The organism is Cohnella silvisoli, from assembly GCF_021190915.1.
Lineage (GTDB): Bacteria > Bacillota > Bacilli > Paenibacillales > Paenibacillaceae > Cohnella > Cohnella silvisoli.
Genome location: NZ_JAIOAP010000001.1, coordinates 75,988 through 94,627, shown reverse-complemented (window position 1 = coordinate 94,627; position 18,640 = coordinate 75,988). Strand labels below are relative to the sequence as shown.

Annotated in this window: 16 protein-coding genes and 2 riboswitches; of the genes, 5 read left to right on the top strand and 11 right to left on the bottom strand. The window is 50.7% G+C overall.

Annotated elements, in window-relative coordinates:
• Positions 1-14: 14 nt before the first annotated feature.
• Genes K7P76_RS00420 through K7P76_RS00410 form a run of 3 tightly spaced genes read right to left on the bottom strand, consistent with a single transcriptional unit; the run spans position 15 to position 3,125 of the window.
• Positions 15-788 carry an amidohydrolase family protein gene (locus K7P76_RS00420; protein WP_232182096.1) on the bottom strand — a complete coding sequence of 258 codons (774 nt, stop codon included), beginning with the start codon at positions 786-788 and terminating at the stop codon, positions 15-17.
• 12 nt (positions 789-800) lie between these two features.
• Entirely contained in the window at positions 801-1,766 is a 966-nt protein-coding gene (locus K7P76_RS00415; protein WP_232182095.1) for a sugar phosphate isomerase/epimerase family protein, read from the bottom strand.
• 18 nt (positions 1,767-1,784) lie between these two features.
• Positions 1,785-3,125 carry an aspartate aminotransferase family protein gene (locus tag K7P76_RS00410; protein ID WP_232182094.1) on the bottom strand — a complete coding sequence of 447 codons (1,341 nt, stop codon included), beginning with the start codon at positions 3,123-3,125 and terminating at the stop codon, positions 1,785-1,787.
• 208 nt (positions 3,126-3,333) lie between these two features.
• Here K7P76_RS00410 and K7P76_RS00405 point away from each other — a divergent pair, with 208 nt between their 5' ends.
• The 4 genes from K7P76_RS00405 (at position 3,334) to K7P76_RS00390 (ending at position 8,901) form a co-directional block, all read left to right on the top strand.
• Positions 3,334-4,728, top strand: a complete 1,395-nt coding sequence (locus tag K7P76_RS00405) for a rhamnulokinase (RefSeq protein ID WP_232182093.1) — start codon at positions 3,334-3,336, stop codon at positions 4,726-4,728.
• 120 nt (positions 4,729-4,848) lie between these two features.
• Positions 4,849-7,197: an alpha-L-rhamnosidase-related protein gene (locus K7P76_RS00400; protein ID WP_232182092.1), complete on the top strand. Its 2,349-nt coding sequence runs from the start codon at positions 4,849-4,851 to the stop codon at positions 7,195-7,197.
• Positions 7,198-7,303: 106 nt separating this feature from the next.
• Positions 7,304-8,068, top strand: a complete 765-nt coding sequence (locus K7P76_RS00395) for a DeoR/GlpR family DNA-binding transcription regulator (RefSeq protein ID WP_232182091.1) — start codon at positions 7,304-7,306, stop codon at positions 8,066-8,068.
• A 32-nt stretch (positions 8,069-8,100) separates the two neighbouring features.
• Positions 8,101-8,901 (top strand): amidohydrolase family protein, encoded by an 801-nt coding sequence (locus tag K7P76_RS00390; protein WP_349403227.1) that lies wholly within the window; start codon positions 8,101-8,103, stop codon positions 8,899-8,901.
• A 66-nt stretch (positions 8,902-8,967) separates the two neighbouring features.
• On the opposite strand, the gene K7P76_RS00385 is transcribed toward K7P76_RS00390, so the two are convergent.
• The 3 genes from K7P76_RS00385 to ku all read right to left on the bottom strand — a co-directional run bounded on the left by K7P76_RS00385 (position 8,968) and on the right by ku (position 11,419).
• Positions 8,968-9,387: a toxin-antitoxin system TumE family protein gene (locus K7P76_RS00385; RefSeq protein ID WP_232182089.1), complete on the bottom strand. Its 420-nt coding sequence runs from the start codon at positions 9,385-9,387 to the stop codon at positions 8,968-8,970.
• Entirely contained in the window at positions 9,384-10,070 is a 687-nt protein-coding gene (locus tag K7P76_RS00380; RefSeq protein ID WP_232182088.1) for a DNA-binding protein, read from the bottom strand. The genes K7P76_RS00385 and K7P76_RS00380 overlap by 4 nt, the downstream gene beginning before the upstream one ends.
• 512 nt (positions 10,071-10,582) lie before the next feature.
• Positions 10,583-11,419, bottom strand: coding sequence for a non-homologous end joining protein Ku (gene ku / locus K7P76_RS00375; RefSeq protein ID WP_232182087.1), 837 nt, complete (start codon positions 11,417-11,419; stop codon positions 10,583-10,585).
• Between the two features lie 145 nt (positions 11,420-11,564).
• Here ku and K7P76_RS00370 point away from each other — a divergent pair, with 145 nt between their 5' ends.
• A complete protein-coding gene (locus tag K7P76_RS00370; protein WP_232182086.1) occupies positions 11,565-12,143 on the top strand; it encodes an Hcp family type VI secretion system effector in 579 nt (192 codons plus the stop codon).
• 81 nt (positions 12,144-12,224) lie between these two features.
• Here K7P76_RS00370 and gcvH read toward each other — a convergent pair whose 3' ends face one another.
• The 5 genes from gcvH to K7P76_RS00345 all read right to left on the bottom strand — a co-directional run bounded on the left by gcvH (position 12,225) and on the right by K7P76_RS00345 (position 18,585).
• Complete coding sequence (gene gcvH, locus K7P76_RS00365; RefSeq protein WP_232182085.1) at positions 12,225-12,614, bottom strand: glycine cleavage system protein GcvH; 390 nt, start codon at positions 12,612-12,614, stop codon at positions 12,225-12,227.
• A 59-nt stretch (positions 12,615-12,673) separates the two neighbouring features.
• Positions 12,674-14,131, bottom strand: a complete 1,458-nt coding sequence (gene gcvPB / locus K7P76_RS00360; RefSeq protein ID WP_232182084.1) for an aminomethyl-transferring glycine dehydrogenase subunit GcvPB — start codon at positions 14,129-14,131, stop codon at positions 12,674-12,676.
• Positions 14,128-15,480, bottom strand: a complete 1,353-nt coding sequence (gene gcvPA / locus K7P76_RS00355; RefSeq protein WP_232183416.1) for an aminomethyl-transferring glycine dehydrogenase subunit GcvPA — start codon at positions 15,478-15,480, stop codon at positions 14,128-14,130. The genes gcvPB and gcvPA overlap by 4 nt, the downstream gene beginning before the upstream one ends.
• A complete protein-coding gene (gene gcvT, locus K7P76_RS00350) occupies positions 15,480-16,607 on the bottom strand; it encodes a glycine cleavage system aminomethyltransferase GcvT (protein ID WP_232182083.1) in 1,128 nt (375 codons plus the stop codon). The genes gcvPA and gcvT overlap by 1 nt, the downstream gene beginning before the upstream one ends.
• Positions 16,608-16,697: 90 nt before the next feature.
• Positions 16,698-16,817: riboswitch (glycine riboswitch) on the bottom strand.
• Positions 16,818-16,914: riboswitch (glycine riboswitch) on the bottom strand.
• 90 nt (positions 16,915-17,004) lie between these two features.
• Entirely contained in the window at positions 17,005-18,585 is a 1,581-nt protein-coding gene (locus tag K7P76_RS00345) for a sensor domain-containing diguanylate cyclase (protein ID WP_232182082.1), read from the bottom strand.
• Positions 18,586-18,640: the final 55 nt, after the last annotated feature.

Here is an 18,640-nt window from a genome sequence, read left to right as displayed (position 1 = left end):
ATTCGAATATCCGATTACCCGTTAATCCGGAACAGCCGCATTGCATTTTCGAACAAAATCTTCTTTTTGTCTTCAAGCGAAATATCGGCGGCCAAAATCATGCCGATTTGCGTCCGGGCATCCATCCAAAACCCGTCGGAACCAAACAGCACGCGATCCGCGCCCGCCCCTTTCACCAAAAAGGAGATCAACCCGTTGGCATACACATCTCCCGCAGTGTCCATATATACGTTGGGGTACCGACTGGCCATTCGGACGGCTTGTTGGATTCCGTCGTACCTTCCGCCCGAATGCCCGCAAATCAGATTTACTTGAGGATAACGAGCGATATATTTCTCAAACAATGGCGGGTAGGAAAATTTTTGCGCGTCATTCGTGGGAGAAATCGCCCAAGTATGGGACATGATCGGCAAATCGTTTGCTGCCGCATACTCCCAAGCCGCTTCGTACCTGCCGTCATCGGCGTAAACTCCATGAAAAGAAGGATGAAGCTTGATCGCTTTGAATATGCTCCGATCCTTGTAACGCTCCATCAGCTTCAAGCTCTTGTCGGCGTAATTCGGGTTAAATACGTAATAACTTAATATTTTCCCGCTTGAAAGCTTATAAGCTTCCATGTCTTCCTCCAAGCCTCTCTCCATTTCATCCGTAAGGAGTCCGATCGAGTGAATGTTCATGCAGTAAGAGATATTCCGTTTCTCCATATACTGCAAATATCTCTCGATTGAGGTTTCGTAATAGTGAAAGCCGGGCGACATTCCGAGATGAAAATGAGAGTCTATAATCATGTCCGTCGCCCCCTATCGGAGAAAGCGTTTCATCAGCATATCGTAAATTTTGAGCGGTTCATTGGCATTGCGATATTCGCGAAACTTTTCCTCATCCAGCGTACCGGCGACCTCGTGGAAACGGTAAATCCATTCCACCGTGCGGGACATCGCTTCGGTACCGTTTTCACGATAAGGATAAATATCGATACCGTACCACCCGTCGTAACCGATGCGGCGAAGCCAGTAGAAAAACTCCAGCGTGTCCCAAAAATTCACGGTGCCGGGCAGCATGTCATGATCCCAATCACGATAATTGTCGTTGATGTGGAGATGGAACAGGCGGCCGAATCGATGCAGCAGCGCCGCGGACTCCGCCGGGTTCTCCTTGGCCATCAACGCATGCCCGACATCGAGCGTGACCCCGATGTTCGGCTTTCCGACATGATTGACAAGAGCGAGAGCGACTCCCGCATTTGCGATGTAGCAGCGGGCACGCGGTTCTTTGGCTTTGTATTCCACCGTTAAGCTTACGTCAGGCCTATAAGCGGCAAGCTCCGTTAAACTCTCCGCCAACGAATCCCAAGCGGCCGTATAATCGGATTGAAACGGATATTCGTAGCCGTCCTGTCCGAGCCAAAGCTGGACATCCGCCGCCTCTGCGGCTGCAGCCGCATCAATCCCCCGCTTGATCAACGCCATAGCTTCTTTCCTTACTTTCGGATCCGTGGAAGTAATGGAGCCGTATTTCCATTTCGGCTGGCTGAACAGGTCGATTTCGAGCATCCCCATCCTCAGGCCGAAGTTCTCCAGCTTTTCCTTCATCCGCATGGGATCCTCGAATTGGGTAGGAAAATCGAAAGCGATGCCCGTCAGCCCTTTGATCCGGGAAGCTAGTTCGAGTTGCTCGTCCAATGAGGCTGCCTCGCGATAACCGTTTTGCACGAAACGGTCACCGCAGGCGGAGAAAGATGTCAGGGCAGAGTCGATTTTTAGCATATGATGTCTCCTTTTCCATTACTCTCTCAGTACCTGTCGCAGCGTTGCTTCAAAAATATTCAGAAGTTCATCCGCTTCTTCCTGCTTGACAATCAAAGCCGGCTTAATTTTCAGCAGATGCTTGCGATATCCTCCCGTACCCAGAATGATGCCATTCTCCATGCCGACGTTGCGGATTTGCACCGCTTTTTCCAGCGTTAGCGGCAACTTGGAGTCCGCATCCTCGATCATTTCCACCCCAATATGCAAACCGACCTGGCGAATGTCGCCGATTTCCTCATAACGGAGCTGAAGCTCGCGGAGCCGATCGGCAATGTAGGCCCCCATCCGACGCGTATTCTCCAGAAGGTTATCGCGTTCGATAATATCGATCTGCTTCAAAGCGGCTATCTGCGATACCGAATTGTTGGCGAACGTGTGCAGCTCCTCCGCGTGCATCTCGAAGCCTTTCAGCCGGTCATGGATGATAATGGCCGCGATCGGGAATCCGGCACCCAGTCCTTTACCCAGTACGATGATGTCCGGCTCCACCTCATAATGCTCGGCGGCAAAAAATTCGCCGATCCGGCAGTAGGTCTGAATTTCGTCGTAAATGAGCAATGCTCCGAATTCATCGCATATTTTTCTGATCTGCTGCAAGTACGCCTTCGGAAGCGGAATTTGACCGCCGCTGGCCTGGATCGGCTCGACGATAACCCCTGCCACCGGTCCGTTTGCTCCCTTTTCCAGCGTAAGCCGCAGCATATCGGCACATTGCGTCGCGCAATTCTCGGGATGATGACCAAAAGGACAGCGGTAACAATACGGATTGGCAATACGGATAAAGTTGTTGTTCACGTTGTCCAGAAAGTTGCGCATGCCTGTGAATTGTCCGGAAGCTTTGGTCGTAATCCAGGAAGCACCGGCGGTTGTCAGTGTGCTGCCGTGATAAGCGTCCCAAAGCGTTAAGAAGCTTTTTGCTCCGGGATTATTTTTCATGGCGATTTTCATGGCGGCTTCAATAGCGGCTCCCCCGCCGACCGTAAACGAAACCCGGTTCAGATTTTTCGGTGCCAAGCTGGCCAGCTTCGCTGCGAGGTGGTAGCGCGGCATCGTATGGAAGCCCTGATGCACATGGGAGAAGTAAGACATTTGCTCATATACAGCCTGAGTTATTTCCTCATTTGCGTATCCTAAATACATCGCCCAGCTTTGAGAAGTGCAGTCAATGTAGCTTTTTCCGTTCGTGTCGGTTATACGGACGCCTTTTCCCTTCACAAGCCGAGGGCCAGGCGAACCTCCGCCGACCATGACATGCCGCTCGAATTGATTCATTTGCTCGTCCGTCGTGGAATACACGCGTTCCAGTAAGGCATCCATCGTAGTTAACCACCTTCGTTGTTTAATACAAATCTGCTTTCATTTACCTTTCGATTGAATTATATAATGTTATAATTACATTATCAATAGTTAATTTTATAACCAATTTATAAACATACTTTTAACATCATTACACTTCGTGTTAATATGAACCTAAGTAATTTGTAAGAAGGGAGAAATTGTTATCGCATCGATTGACGTTCTAAGCGTGGATCTGGGCGCCAGCAATGGCAGAGGAGTTATCGGGTCGTTCGATGGGAATTCATTGAAATTGATAGAAGCGCACCGTTTTCCGAATGGGCCGGTTTCTATTTTTTCAAACCTGTACTGGGATACAATGCACCTTTATAAGGAATTGATGAATAGCATTCGTGCTGCCGGACGGATCGCGAGCAGCATTCGTTCCATTGGAATCGACGGTTGGTCGCAGGATTTCGGCTTATTGGACAAACGGGGGAATTTGCTCGGAATGCCGCGCCATTATCGGGATCCGAGAACGAACAACATTCGCGACAAAGCGCTTGCGCAGTTGTCCGAAGAAGAGCTGTACTCGATCACCGGGAAGACGCCGTCGCAAGTCAGCACTCTGTTCCAACTGGCGGCCATGCAGGATGGCGATCAAGCATTGCTGGGGGAGGCGCATACGCTTCTATTCATCCCTAACCTGCTGACTTACTATTTGACCAGGGAAATCAACTGCGATCTCACGCTTGCCTCGGCTTCGTCGCTATTCAATTTACATGAACGCAATTGGAGCAAGCGGATCGGGACGGCATTCGGTTTTCCCCGGATATGGCCGGAAATAGCCGAGCCCGGGCGAACGATCGGAAGCACGTTGCCCCATGTGGCCGAGCAAACCGGCCTGTCCGGCATTCCAGTCATTTCCGTTGCCCAGCACGACACCCTTTCAGCCCTTCTGGCGGCGCAGGGAAACAACCGTGAAGACACTGCGTGCATTATTTGCGGAACATGGTCGGTCGTCAGTCTGGTCCGCAGCGATCCGGTCATGAACCGCGAGATGCTGGCGGGTCATTTCCACAATGAACCGGGTTACTACGGAGACCGTACGCATATCGTCAAATACATGACAGGGATGTGGATATTGCAGGAGTGCATCCGGGAATGGTCCGAGGACGGTAAAAATGTGGATTACGCCTATTTGCAGGCAGGGGCGGAGGCAAGCCGCTGCGAGTCGCTGATCGATGTGGAGCATGCGGATTTCGCGGCTCCCGGAGATATGAGCGGCAAGATCGTCAATTACTGCCGCAAGACCGGTCAGAAAGAACCTGAAACCGAGTTCGATCTTTACAAATGTATCGCCCAAGGATTAGCAGCCAAATTCGCCCATACGATCGGCCAACTGCAACAATTGACGGGCCAAACCATAAAGGAAATCCATATCGTCGGCGGCGGGTCGCGCAATTCGCTTCTGTGCCGTCTGACGGCGAGACGCTCGGGAATTCCCGTAATTTCGCAGCTTCCGGAAGCAAGCGTCATCGGCAACGCGCTCGTCCAACTGATTGCCCTTGGAGAAATCGGCGGCATGTCGGAAGCCTCCGCGGTGCTGGAACGTTCTTTTCAATCCACAACCTTTTATCCTTAATTGATAATAGTTTATAAATATCTTATAATTATATTTATATAATTAATTTTTTAAGAGTGAAAATAAATATTTTGTAAGAACAAAGAATTTAATAATCACTTTATTTCGAGAGGGACGGCAATGGCTCAAAAAAAATTTCTATGGCATCCCGACTTGCCGAATGAACCGGATACGTACGTTTGGTTTTTTGCCGAAGCATTTGTGTCGAGCGCAGAAATCTGCAAGCTCCGTGTCTTCGGCAAAGATTTCTATCGTGTTTATGTCAACGGGGAAGAACGGTTGGAGGGCCCAGCACGCTATACGCCGGCTTACCCCGAATATGACGAGATTTCGGTTGCGTGCGAAGGAGGGAGATTGTCGATTGCGGTAATTGTTCATCATATTGGCGTCGATACCCGCATTGCGTTGGCCGACCTCCCGCCATTCTTAATGTGCGAGCTGTCAGGCCCGCAAGGAGCCGTCGATTTGCAATGGACCTGCAAGCGGATTATAGCCTATCGCCGCACAGGCAGGCGGATTAACGGCCAACTTGGCTGGGCCGAATATTGCGATACGAAGCTGCTGCCGCAACCGGAATCAGCAGCCGGCTACAACGACGGCGGAGTGCAAGCCGTGGAAGTGGAAGTTCCGTTAGGCGAGTTGCGGCCGAAAACAATCGCGGATTGCCGCCGACTGAAGGTGGCGGGACAACGGTTGACCGATGGAGTCTACGCCAATCGATTCGGCTATGCCGACGACGACATGCCCATCAGATTCATGCTGAGGGATCTTCAGCCCCGCGAGCATTCTGAAGGAGCGTGGATCCGCTTCGACTTTCAGAACATCGGGTTGTATCGGCCCCGAATTACGATCGAAGTTCCTGCCGGAACCGTCGTTGAGGCCGGCTACTGCGAATCGCTTACCGATAACCGGGTTTGTCCGGTCATTCCTTTATCGGCCAGCATGTCATGCAACATGGATCGTTGGGTGACTTCGGGAGGCGTTCAAACCCTGCAGACGTTCTCTCCACGAGGGTTCCGTTACCTTGAAATCCATATCGCCTGCCCGTTGGAACAGATCCGGATCGTCGAGGCGGAGGCGGATCAGCGCACTTATTTCGATCGACCGACCGGCGCATTTTCCTGCAATGACGAGCGTTTGAACCGGATTTGGCAGCTGGGCGTGGAGTCGCTTCTCGCTTGCAGCGAAGATGCCGTGACAGACAATCCCACCCGGGAAAGAGGACAATGGCTGGGGGATGCCGCTGTCGTGGGGATTGAAACGTTGAGCGTATCATTCGACGATTATGCGCTCATTCGCAGGAGCCTGCAGCAAGCCGCTTATTGCGCAAGGGAAGACGGCTTCGTATCGGGGCTGTATCCCGGACAGCCCAGCTTCCTGACCGGTTCCGCCCTGATGTGGGTCGACGGCTGCATGCGATATTTCCGCCTGACGGGAGATCGCTCCTTATTAACCGAGCTTTACGATTGCGCGCGGAAAACGATCGATTTGTTTTTGCGGCATCTGACGCCCTCAGGAGTAATCGGAATCGATGCCTGGGATTTTATCGATTGGGGCCATGTTGTTGCTGCGGATGAAATCAACGTGGCGCTCAATCTTATGCTGCTGAGGACTTTGCGGGATCTAAAAGACTGGGAGAAGGAAATCGGCGTGAATTGGCAGGATAACCGGATCGGCGAATCGATCCGTATGCTGGATAAGATCATTCGAAGCGAATACTTCAATGCGGACGGGTTACTCGCCAAAGCGGTTCCCGCACATTCGGCCCAGCGTTCGAATGCAGCGGCCGTTTCGTCCGAATCCAGCCTGCACGCCAACGTATTCGCGCTTTCTCTGCACCTGTTGGATGAAGAAGGGCAGAAACGGGTGGCGGCGGGCGTCAAGGAACACTATTCGAACAGTTTCCCCAACCGCTCAGACGCCCCTCGTTTGAGCGAACCGGCGGTGAGCCAGGCCCAACTCATCACGCCATTCTTTTCCCATTACGCGCTGGATGCGCTTTGGGAGGCCGGCGAGGACGAGTTTGTCCTGAATCAATACCGAACCTGCTGGGGGTGGATGCTGGATCAGGGCTTAACGACGCCGTCGGAGGTTTTCGATTTGCGTTGGAGCCACTGCCACTTGTTTTCATCGTGCCCAACGTGGCAGCTATCCCGCCATGTATTAGGTCTCTTGCCGGATCGATCGGGAGACCCGCTCGCTTTCCGCCTGCATCCGAAATTCGGCGATCTTGCCGAAGCGACAGGCAGATTCCCGATACCCGGGAATGAAGGGACCATTCGAGTCGAATGGCAGCGGGTCGACGGGCGTTCCGTTTTGTACCGTTTGCAAACCGATGTACCTATTCGTATTCAGCTTTCTGCCAGGTTGAACTTGAGTTTATGCGAGCTAGACGGGCAGGCAGCGACTGATTTGTTTGAAGTTATGCACATCAATAAAGAATTGACATTTCGATTTGACATCGAGTGAACAACTATTCTCTCCTTTTTTTTACAAATCGATTCGTTTATTATAAGCATAAGAAATTCTAAAGTTATAAATTAGTGAAGTCTAACCACAAGGGAAGGTTTATCTAATGGTCCTATCCGCGGCAGCCCGCAGGGAACAAATCCTGGAGATCATCAGCAAAGAAAAACAGGTCCGCATCTCCGACCTTAAAGACGTGTTCAACACGTCCGGCGTTACCATTCGCAGCGATCTGATCCATTTGGAGAAGAAAGGGCTGATCGAACGCGGCTTCGGAACCGTCAGCGTGAAAGAAAATGAAATGAAGGATGCGTTTGACGAAAGCCATATTAAAAACTTGGCGGAGAAGAAGAAGATCGGCGAATATGCCGTAAATCTCATCTCCGAGAACGAATCCATTATGGTTTACACCGGCAGCACTTCGCTGCAAATTGCCAAAAGCTTGAAAAATCATAAAAACCTGATCGTCGTTACCAACTCTATCATTACGACTTATGAGTTGGGGAAAAACCCATACATTAAAACCATCATGCTTGGCGGGTACTACAATCCCGACACGAACGCCGTATTCGGCCATCATGCTATTCAACAGTTGAACGATTACAAGCTGGATAAGCTATTTTTATCGGTGGATGGGATAAGCATGCAGGGCGGCGTAACGTCCGAGCATCCCTATGAAACGGAGATTTGCCGGGCGGTGATCAAAAATGCGGCGCAGGTCATCGTCACGGCGGACTACAGCAAAATCGGCGTTTCGCGGTTCATCCAGATCGCTGAGTTGAATGAAATCGACATGCTGATTACGGATGACAAAGCGCCTGCCGAAGAGCTGGAGCGAATTAGGGGACAAGGGGTTAAAGTCGTAGTGGTCTGAAAAATGTAAAAGGGAGGTGGCTCAACTTGAGCGTGCAATTGGCGGAAATCGTTCAAAGATTCCATCGCAGCAAAAGCATGTACCGTTTTTTCGATATCAACTGCTGGACCGTCTCGTCCGAACGAGAGCAGTTGCAACCCGTCATCGGAGTTGAAGCGCTTATCCAATCGCTCGATGCCCAACAAATCCATGAGGCTGTCGTAACCTCGGCGGAATGTCTGGAGTACAATGCGTCCGTCGGGAACGAAAATTTGCTCTCCCTCATCGCCCCCTTCGAATCCCTTTCCGGAAGTATCGTCTGGGTACCTGAACTTGCCGGCACACGGAACGATTCACTTTCATACATCGAACGCATGATCGCGAACAAAGTCGTCTCCGTCCGCATGTTCCCTAAAAAACTTCGTTATAGCATGAACAAATGGCAGGTCGGGGACGTGCTCAAGGTGATGGAAGCGAAGCGTCTTCCGCTTATATTGTGGCATATGGAAACGAGCTGGGATACGGTAAACGGCATTTGCGAATCTTATCCGAATCTCCCCGTTATTATCGAAGGAAACGATCAAAAACTGCTTTATCATAATCGTTCTTATATTCCTCTGCTTGCACAGCACCCCAACTTATATATTGAAACTCATAGCCTGATTCAACATGGAGAAATCGAATATATCGTCAATAAATGCGGCATAGATCGGCTTTTGTTCGGTACCTATTTTCCTTACAATGATCCGAACGGCTCGATGATGATGATTACAGATGCAGAGATTCCCGAAGAGACAAAGTACAAGATTGCCGGCGACAACATGCGCAGCTTAATTGGACAAATTACAAGCTAAGACGAACCAGATTCGACCCCTGGCTCTACGCAAGAAAGCAAGTCTTACTCTCGGCTGGCTCGAAGATCACCTCAATACACCTTGCGCTAATAAATATAGAAAAATAAATTCAAAAACAGCATGAAGTTCTTGATGGCTTGTGTTTGGATACCTGGTCATGTTATGTAATTTCGTATCATCCGGAGGATGAATATGATAAGGTTCGGTTGATGTTTGATACCTATCATCCTCCGAATGACTTTCAGAATGAAATTTAAGAATGACAGTTGTCGCATCCTTCATCCAGTCGTACTGATAGTATAGAATCTCATTATTTGATATTCTCTCTGTCACATACAGTTTACTCCCATCAACTAAACTGAATGTATACCTTTGGAAAACCATGCTACTCATTTTTCCTGTTGAATCTCCATCCCTTACATCCACAATTACGGAGCTAAATTCTTTTTCAAGAAGCACAATATTACTTGGAGGTCGTCGATTCATACACGATAATCCTCAACCTCCTGGAGTAAGTGTTTCCACTCGTTCAAATCCCGCTGCTCTGCAGGAGTTAACTTCTCCATTTTCTGAGCTAATGTGTTTTTCAACTCTCCCCCATACTTCTTTTCAAAAAAAATGATTTCGTGCAAGAGCTCTTGTAATTCTTGACTCGGAGTCAAAGGGCGGACTGAAGTACGTTTTTTATTGGTCATATAGATCTCCGCAGCCTCCCTAATGGTCATGACATCACCGGTAGCCGATGTGTAGGTTGCTGTTTCCGGAATACGCGCTTGTTTATAACGGGCCTCTTTTTCAACGCCTGTCAGACGCTTTAGAGAGAGCCAGTTGTTTACCGTAGCAACCGTTACTCCGAAAAACCGCGCCACGTCTCCCGTTGTGTAGATCTTTGTCACAAGCCCATCCTCTACACCAACTTTAACCATATGAACCAACAGGAGCTGCATTTGCGAGGATAGATCTGAAGTACTCTGTAAATCCTCCAGATTAATCTTTTCAAAAATTTCATCCTTACTCAACGGTGACGTTTTTTCTATATAATTTGCAAGCGCCATTAAAAATATTTTCGTGTTTTTACCCTCTTGCTCCATATGTTTCCCAAGCAAAGCTGGTATTGACTGAGCTTCTGAAATGGCAACCTCTACTTGATCTGGATTAAACATAAACATATCACCTCATCCCCTATTCTATCATTGGACTCCACAAACTTCAAATGAACTTAAAATAAAAAAGAGGGGGACAAGTTAAAGCAAAGTTCAAATAAATCAGTAAACATTATAATCGAATTTATCCTGATTTATAACACAGAGCACTCTCAGATCAGATGTCTCGTAGGTTTTCCATTCATCGTCAAATATCACAGCTTAGTACCGCAATAAACCATCTTGTCGTCGGCTATCGTCGAGTGAGCCTCTAAAGACGAGCCTTGATGGCAATGGTCTCTTACAGCTTTCTCCATTCCGGTGACATGGTCCTCAGATGAGAGATCTCATCGACCGCCAGTCCGGATGTGATATTCGCAATGGAATCTGAAGTACGGCTGCTTGATGGTCGGGTGTTACGCACCTTTTTGCGCAGTTCTTGTCTGTTCAAATAAATTATCCCTCCGTTCTCTAACCGAGCAATCGCTTCTTGATGAAGTCCCGCTTTATCTGCCGTTTATGGTGATGTTCTTTATAAATCAATGCGTTTGATTGAAGTCAGATTGAGTAAAAACGTCGCTCTCGTTCTTTACATAGTCCAGGCTTGTATTCAGCGACGATAACAAGTCTTCTAGATTGGCACTCCGTTGCAGCTCGGGTTGTTGTTCCGTAACATTAACTCTTGGCGCTATTTTCGTAATTTTATTCTCAATAAGGTATCTGAGCGCTTCGTCGTATTTATTTACATATTTGGAGCCCGCAAAAGGCGTAGTCATCGCTTGGATCAGTTGATTGAAAACAAACACGTGAGCTTCGGATATATGCGATTGGGATGGATGAGTCGGGGCATTAATTCGGTCCATGGCTCGAATCTCATCTTCATAAAGCATAGTCGAAAGGACTAACCCTTCCTCTAACGGCCACACCGCCGCAAGGCTTTGAACGGATCTGAGCGTAATGTATCCGATGCCGATCTTCTTCGATTGAAGGAGACTAGTTTGAAAAAGCCGAAATGCCTCTTCCCCTACTTCATCGGTTCCCATATAGTAATGTTTCTTCAGCCGAATACGATTGATTTCCTTTTCATCGGCAAACTGTTCGATAATGACCGTTTTGGAGGTTTGGGGCGAAATGCCTTTCAGCTCATCCTCGGTGATTTCCACGAAATTCCCGCCGCCCAAATCATAAACTTTATGAATCTCTTCCATTTCTACTCTCGTATTGCAAGTTTGGCAGAACTTCAAATGGGAGATCGGACCTGCGCATGGCGCATGAGTTTGTTTAAGGGATATTTCCTTGTCTTCCGTGGCGGCATACAGCTTAATCGGAATTTGAAACTTTGCTATTTGAATAGTTCCTTTCCACATCGCATGCATCTATGATTTCCCCTCGCTTAAGTAATCTATTACTTTTATTGCCTAAGCGAGAGGAAAGGATACTTAGAACTCTGATAATCGTTCTATATACCCCTGCTTCAGAATAAGGATTTACAGCTTATAAATCTTATTTAAGGGTGATTTCATGCACGCATTGAGAAAAAAGTTAATCCTTGTTATTTGTTTATTGATGATGGTTACCAGTGCGGCTTCCGCGACAGCAGCTTTACCGGATCTGGACACGAAACCTGCCCTTACCTACAATGTGTATCTCAAATTGGACGGAATTACCGGTGACTCGACCGTGAGAAATTATGAAAATTGGATCGTTCTCTCCGGCGTTCAATTCGATGTAACCAACAGTACGCCGAACGCCGGCGCATCAGGTGGAGGAGCCGTTGGCGGTAAAGCCGTCCTCAACAATTTTACCGTCACGAAAAAAACGGATTCCTCCTCTATCCCTTTATTCCTAGCTACGGTATCCGGCACAAGCATCAAACGCGGACAGTTCGTCTTCGTACCCAACGGCGAATCGGCAGCTCCATTTTTGACCATTGATTTAACTGCGGTAAATGTAACCGGCTATGACTTTAACAACGTATATGAAACCATTCAGTTAAAATTTGATTCCATTAAAATGAGTTACTCGCCCACCAACCTTAATGGAGGCAAGAATCCTCCGATATCGGGCAGCTGGAGCTTTTTTCAAAATAAGAAACTATAAATTTCCAGCCCACGCAGGGATCATTCCGCACATTAAAAGCCCGACCTTATCGGTCGGGCTCTTCTTCGTGCAATGTTGCGACTACTCGATGAGGGTTTGGTACTTTGTCGCCGACAGGAGCTTACCGAGCGCTTCTTCTACGCTACCCTCGACTTCCACTTCCGCGATCCAACCGCCTTCATAAGGCTCGCCGTTCAGAAGCTCGGGCTGATCGATTAAATCCCCGTTTACTTTGAGCACTTTACCGGATACCGGGCTGTACAGCTCGGAGACGGTTTTGACCGATTCGATCGACCCCATGCTGTCTCCTGCAAGTACGCTCGCTCCCAGCTCCGGCAATTCGACGAACACGATGTCGCCCAATTGGCTTTGCGCATAATCCGTAATGCCAACTCTGACGACCTGTCCTTCAACCGTTTCCGCCCACTCGTGCTCTTCGCTATACACCAAATGTTCTCTCACTTCGCTCATCCTAAACGCCTTCTCTCTTCATAAATGTTTGGACTGCCGGACTTATCGCTTGATATTGATCAGCCGCAAGTACAATTGAGCACCGGCTTGCGCGCGGCCGTCGTTTCATCCAACCGTTTGACGACGGTCGAATAAGGCGCGTTCAGGACGAGCTGCGGATCCGTCTCCGCTTCCTTGGCGATCCGGATCATCGTGTCGATGAACGCGTCGAGCGTGTCCTTGCTTTCGGTTTCCGTCGGTTCGATCATGATGCTTTCCTCGACGTTAAGCGGGAAATAGATAGTAGGCGGATGATAACCGAAGTCGAGCAGCCGCTTGGCCACGTCGAGCGTACGTACGCCATAGGCTTTAAGCCGCTTGCCGGAAAGCACAAACTCATGCTTGCAGACGCCGGGATACGCCACTTCGTAATAAGGGGCGAGCCGGTGCATCATATAGTTGGCATTCAGCACGGCGCATTCGGACACCCGGCGGAGACCATCGGGCCCGTACGTACGAATGTACGTATAGGCACGCACAAGAATGCCGAAGTTTCCGTAAAAGGCTTTGACGCGACCGATCGACTGCGGACGGTCCGTGTCCCAATAATACGTTCCGTCTTCCCGTCGGCTTACAATCGGTTTCGGCAGGAACGGGGTCAGCTTGCTCTTCACGCCGACCGGTCCTGCGCCGGGACCGCCGCCGCCATGCGGCGTGCTCATCGTTTTATGCAAGTTGAGGTGGACGACGTCAAAACCCATGTCGCCAGGACGGGCGATGCCCATAATGGCGTTCGAGTTCGCCCCGTCATAATAGAGCAAACCTCCCGCGTCATGCACAATCTTGGCGATCTCCACGATCTGCTCCTCGAACAAGCCAAGCGTGCTCGGATTCGTCAGCATGAGCGCAGCGGTGTCGCTGCCGACCGCGGCGCGCAGCGCATCGAGATCAACCATGCCGCGTTCGTTGGATTTAATGGTTACGGTTTCGAACCCGGCTACCGTAGCGCTGGCCGGGTTCGTGCCATGAGAGGAGTCCGGCACGATTACCTTCATGCGATGTTCGCCGCGGCTTTCGTGATACGCCCGAATGAGCATCAGACCTGTCCACTCGCCGTGCGCTCCAGCCGCAGGCTGCAGCGTCACCTGATCCATGCCCGTTAGCGCGGCCAAATCGTTCTGGAGCGTATACAGCAATTCGAGTGCCCCTTGGATGCTCTCCTCCGGCTGGTAAGGATGTATTTTGGCAAAGCCGGCGAATCTCGCCACGTCTTCATTGATCTTCGGATTGTATTTCATCGTGCAGGAACCGAGCGGATAGAAACCATTGTCGACACCGAAGTTGCGTCGGGATAATTCCGTATAGTGGCGGATGACATCGACCTCGTACACTTCCGGAAGTTCGGCCGGCTTGCCGCGCAACAACTCGGAAGGAATGACGGAGGCAGCGTCGATTTCAGGTACGTCGCATTCCGGCAAAGAGTACGCGACGCGTCCCGGCCTGCTCATTTCGAAGATCAGCGCTTTTTCCGGTTTCATAGACAAGCCTCCATTTCGCGAAAGAATCCTTCGATTTCTTCCTTTGTTCTCCGTTCGGTCACGGCGACGAGCAAATGTCCTGCAAGCTCCGGATATGCGACACCCAGATCATAGCCGCCGATATACCCCGCCTTAAGCAGCTTGGCATTCATCGAACCCGCTTCTGCTCCCGCCGGCAGCTTCACGACGAATTCATTAAAGAACGGAGCGGTGAACGATAGCGAGAAAGCATTGCTTCCTTCCACTCGCCCGGAGGCATAATGGGATTTTCTCAGGTTCAGCAAAGCCGCTTCCCGTATACCCTCCTTGCCTAAGGTGGACATATAAACCGAAGCGCATAGCGCCAGGAGCGCTTGATTCGAGCAAATGTTGGAAGTCGCCTTCTCCCGCCGGATATGCTGCTCGCGCGCCTGCAGTGTTAATACAAACCCACGTTTGCCTTCCGAGTCGACCGTCTGCCCGACGATTCTTCCCGGAATTCGCCGCATTAAAGGTTCCGACACCGCGAAGAAGCCGCAGGTCGGACCGCCGAGCGATGCCGGAATGCCAAGCGGCTGCGCATCTCCTACGACGACGTCCGCGCCCAGCTCGCCAGGCGATTCGAGTAATCCGAGCGATAACGGGTTTACGCTCATGACGAGCAGTCCTTTGCTCGCATGTATGAGCTTTTCAATGGGTCGGATATCTTCCAAACAACCGAAGAAGTTCGGCGTTTGTACAAGCACCGCTGCCGTATCGTCCGTTATTGCCGCTTCCAGCTCAGCCAGGTCGGTTATGCCATTTACATAGCCGACCTCGACGACCTCCAGTCCCAACCCGCGCGCCGAGGTGAGCAGAATTTCTCGGGCTTCCGGGTGGACGGTGCGGGAGACGACGACCCGCTTACGCTTCGTCGCCGCGCTTGCAAGCGCGGCGGCTTCCGCCAAGGCGGTAGCGCCGTCGTACATGCTGGCGTTTGCCACCTTCATACCGGTCAGCTCGCAAACGTACGACTGAAATTCGAAGATGGCCTGAAGCTCGCCTTGGCTGATCTCCGGCTGATACGGCGTGTAGGCCGTATAAAATTCGGAACGGGAAATGACGTGATTAATAACGACGGGAATATGATGATCATAAATGCCCGCGCCCATGAAGCTTGTGTAACGGTCGAAATCGGCGTTTCGATCCGAGAGCTGGCGCATATGTTTAAGAAGCGCGGGTTCATTTAGCGCCCCGGACATCGGCATGATGCCTTCATAGCGAACCGATTGGGGAATATCCACAAAGAGCTCTTCGACGGAATTCACTCCAACCGCCTTCAGCATCTCGGTTTCGTCTTGTTCCGTCATCGGCAAGTAGCGGTGCTTAATCATGGTTTGGCTCCTTCACCCGTTGTCTGCGTTTTTTTGTAAAAAGGGGCTTTGACGACCGCAGCTTTCAGCTGTTTTCCGCGAATTTCCACCCATACTTCCGTGTCCAATTCAGTATAAGCAATATCCAGCAGCGCCAGTCCTAGATTGCGTTTCAATGTCGGCGACTGCGTTCCCGTCGTCACCTCGCCGACCTGGCGGCCGTCCGCGAATACCGGATAATGGGATCTCGGAATGCCGCGGTCCACCATTTCGATCCCGACCAGCTTGCGAGGCAAGCCCGCTTGTTTCTGTCTCTCCAGCGCTTCCCGACCGATGAAATCGCCCTCCTTGGCTAACTTCACAAACATACCGACTCCTGCTTCCAACGGCGAGATATCTTTGGACAACTCCTGACCGTACAAGGGAAGCTTAGCCTCGAAGCGGAGGGTATCTCGCGCGCCCAATCCTGTCGGAATGAGGCCGTCCGTCTCGCCCGCCCGCAGCAATTCCCGCCACACATGCGGAGCGTCCCCGGAGTCGAGATATATTTCGAAGCCGTCCTCTCCCGTATAACCCGTGCGCGAGACAAGCGCCTTTCGTCCACACACTTCCGCTTGATCGAGGAAATGAAACGGAGCAAGCTTGTCAATCGGCTCCGCCGTTACGCGGGCTAGAATCTGCGCGGCCGCCGGCCCTTGGAGCGCCAGCAGAGCAGTCTGTTCTGAATGATTCTCCAAGACGACGTCTCCGATCAGGTGCTCGCTCAGCCATGTGAAATCTTTGTCGATATTCGATGCGTTGACCACGAGCATGTATTGGTCTTGGGACAGCTTATAGACCAACAGATCGTCGACAACGCCTCCATCCGGATAACACAAGAGCGTATACTGCGCTTGCCCCGCCGATAGACGGGACACATCGTTCGTCGTCATCCGCTGCAGGAAGGCTTCCGCGTATTGTCCGGTCACCCGGAACTCGCCCATGTGGGACACATCGAACAACCCAGCCTGCCCGCGAACCGCATCATGCTCCCGCTGAATGCCATAGAACTGGACCGGCAGCTCCCAACCGCCGAAATCGATGCATCGAACGGCGGGATAGCCCGCATAAAGGGGATACAGCGGAGTACGTCGTAATTCAGTCATCCCATCACCTCTTAATCAAGTCTATTCAGAACGTCAAAAAGGACAGGCGAAAGGATCTAAACACACTTCGCCTTAGGCGAAGCATGCCGTTCCTTCCGCTCTGTCCTTTATACCTGAGAGTTACCTCGCAATCGCTTTCATGACATCCATGTAAACGACAGTCAAGTTTCCCCTTGGGTGATCCCGTTGCCGGGATTCTCTCCAGAGTTGCGTCCGATAGCGGTCCTTTTGCCTGAGAGATTCACCCGCAAAGGCTTACTCCTTCGGCGTTACCCTTGAAACCGGTAATCTCTCCCACTACCATCATCCGCTTATTCGGTTATCGTATTAACTTTCCTTCGTCCCCATTATAGGGGTTTAACCCTATGCCATGTCAATTAATATCTTTAGCCGAAAATCATCTCGCTGCGACCGTTCGGTTCCTTCCGCCCCTCTTCGCCTCGTATAGTGCCTGATCCGCCTGTTCAAACACCGAATGATAGTCCTTTCCGTGATCCGGGTACCTAGCAATTCCTATGGATACGGTGATCGGGCTTCCCGTTGGACTTGTCGAGCCTGCCAGCCTCCCTCGGATTCGCTCGGCCAAGAGACGGCCTGTGTTCAAGCTTTGCTCGGGAAGAAGCACAACGAATTCCTCGCCGCCAAACCGACAGCACAAACCGGTTTCCCCGGTTTCCGTCTCTAATATCCGAGCAAGATAGGCAAGCACTTCATCCCCGGTGTTGTGACCGTACGTATCGTTGACCGCTTTGAAATGATCGACATCCACCGCAAGGAGGGTAAACGGTTTGCTTTCGGCCGTCCATTCCGCCAATCGGGCGTCCATGGACGCCCGATTGGCCAAACCGGTAAGCTTGTCGGTTCGCGCCGCTTCGGTCATCCGGTCCGCTTGATGCTGCAGACCGCCTACCGCCAACGTCATCGCTCTGGCCAAATGATGTGCCTCATAGTTCCAATGGCTTGTAAAAGGCGGGGCTTCCATCCTTTCCCCGGCCGCAATTTGACGAGCGGTTCTCGTCAGCACAGTAAACGGGACCGTCAGCCTTCTAGCAATCCAGAGGCTGATAAGCAAGATGATGACGAATAACGGAACAATCGATGCGAGTTGCGATTGAACAAGCTCTCGCATGGCAATGTTCACTTGCGCTGCCGGAGATTGAAGAACGACACCCCATCCGATTTGCGGCATGGCCACATACCCCGCCAGGTATTTACGCCCGTTGATATTAACGACCGAACCGGTGCCCCTTGGGGCTTTCATCAGCTTCTGGACGATTACATCCGATAATGCCACCTCGCCGTCCCTTCCCGGATCCGGTTGGTAGATCAAATTTCCCGACTGATCTACAATATAGGCGTAAGTCCCTCGTTGGCTGCGGGTAGCATGGTCGAAAATGTCGGAAAGTAAATTCTTCTGATCCTGCAGATAGATAATACCTCCGACAAATCCCTGGTATTGATCCGTGCGATCGAACACCGGATAAGAGAACAAGACGAGCATGCGGCCCGATACATCGGCGAAAGGCTCTGAAATGAGGGGTCTTCTTGACTCCAATGCTCTATAGAAAGCTGGGGAAGCCATTTGATTGGCGGTCCTATCAAAGGATATGGGAGCTGACGAACGGATGGCTCCAGTCTCATCCACGGTGATAACCGCATTAAAAAAATCGCGGCCGCTTACCATCGTTCTCAAATATTCCGAGCTCTGCTCAAGTGCGCCGTCCTTCTCTTCAATATACTTCGCCGTCGCCTCCAAGCCGTGCTGCATCGAAAAGAGAAACGTATGCATCGTTACGCTTAAATTCCTGGCGCCCTCGAAGTTGGACTGCAGCATTGATTCAGTTAGCGTATTCTTCTCCGATTTCAACGCCACACTAGTCAGGATAACGGTAATCCCGAGCATGGAGAAAACCAGAAGCCCTATGATAAGAACGTTTAACCGGATTTGTCCAAGCTTTTTTCGCATAAGTCCTGCCAATCCGTCTCCCCCTTGTATTCCCGGAAACATTCAATTATTCGACATTATTCGATAG

What these genes read in the sequence shown, in the direction of transcription:
- K7P76_RS00420 (WP_232182096.1), bottom strand. Translation starts at nt 788, where the DNA reads ATGATTATAGACTCTCATTTTCATCTCGGAATGTCGCCCGGCTTTCAC.
- K7P76_RS00415 (WP_232182095.1), bottom strand. Translation starts at nt 1,766, where the DNA reads ATGCTAAAAATCGACTCTGCCCTGACATCTTTCTCCGCCTGCGGTGAC.
- K7P76_RS00410 (WP_232182094.1), bottom strand. Translation starts at nt 3,125, where the DNA reads ATGGATGCCTTACTGGAACGCGTGTATTCCACGACGGACGAGCAAATG.
- K7P76_RS00400 (WP_232182092.1), top strand. Translation starts at nt 4,849, where the DNA reads ATGGCTCAAAAAAAATTTCTATGGCATCCCGACTTGCCGAATGAACCG.
- K7P76_RS00395 (WP_232182091.1), top strand. Translation starts at nt 7,304, where the DNA reads ATGGTCCTATCCGCGGCAGCCCGCAGGGAACAAATCCTGGAGATCATC.
- K7P76_RS00385 (WP_232182089.1), bottom strand. Translation starts at nt 9,387, where the DNA reads ATGAATCGACGACCTCCAAGTAATATTGTGCTTCTTGAAAAAGAATTT.
- K7P76_RS00380 (WP_232182088.1), bottom strand. Translation starts at nt 10,070, where the DNA reads ATGTTTATGTTTAATCCAGATCAAGTAGAGGTTGCCATTTCAGAAGCT.
- ku (WP_232182087.1), bottom strand. Translation starts at nt 11,419, where the DNA reads ATGCATGCGATGTGGAAAGGAACTATTCAAATAGCAAAGTTTCAAATT.
- K7P76_RS00370 (WP_232182086.1), top strand. Translation starts at nt 11,565, where the DNA reads ATGCACGCATTGAGAAAAAAGTTAATCCTTGTTATTTGTTTATTGATG.
- gcvH (WP_232182085.1), bottom strand. Translation starts at nt 12,614, where the DNA reads ATGAGCGAAGTGAGAGAACATTTGGTGTATAGCGAAGAGCACGAGTGG.
- gcvPB (WP_232182084.1), bottom strand. Translation starts at nt 14,131, where the DNA reads ATGAAACCGGAAAAAGCGCTGATCTTCGAAATGAGCAGGCCGGGACGC.
- gcvT (WP_232182083.1), bottom strand. Translation starts at nt 16,607, where the DNA reads ATGACTGAATTACGACGTACTCCGCTGTATCCCCTTTATGCGGGCTAT.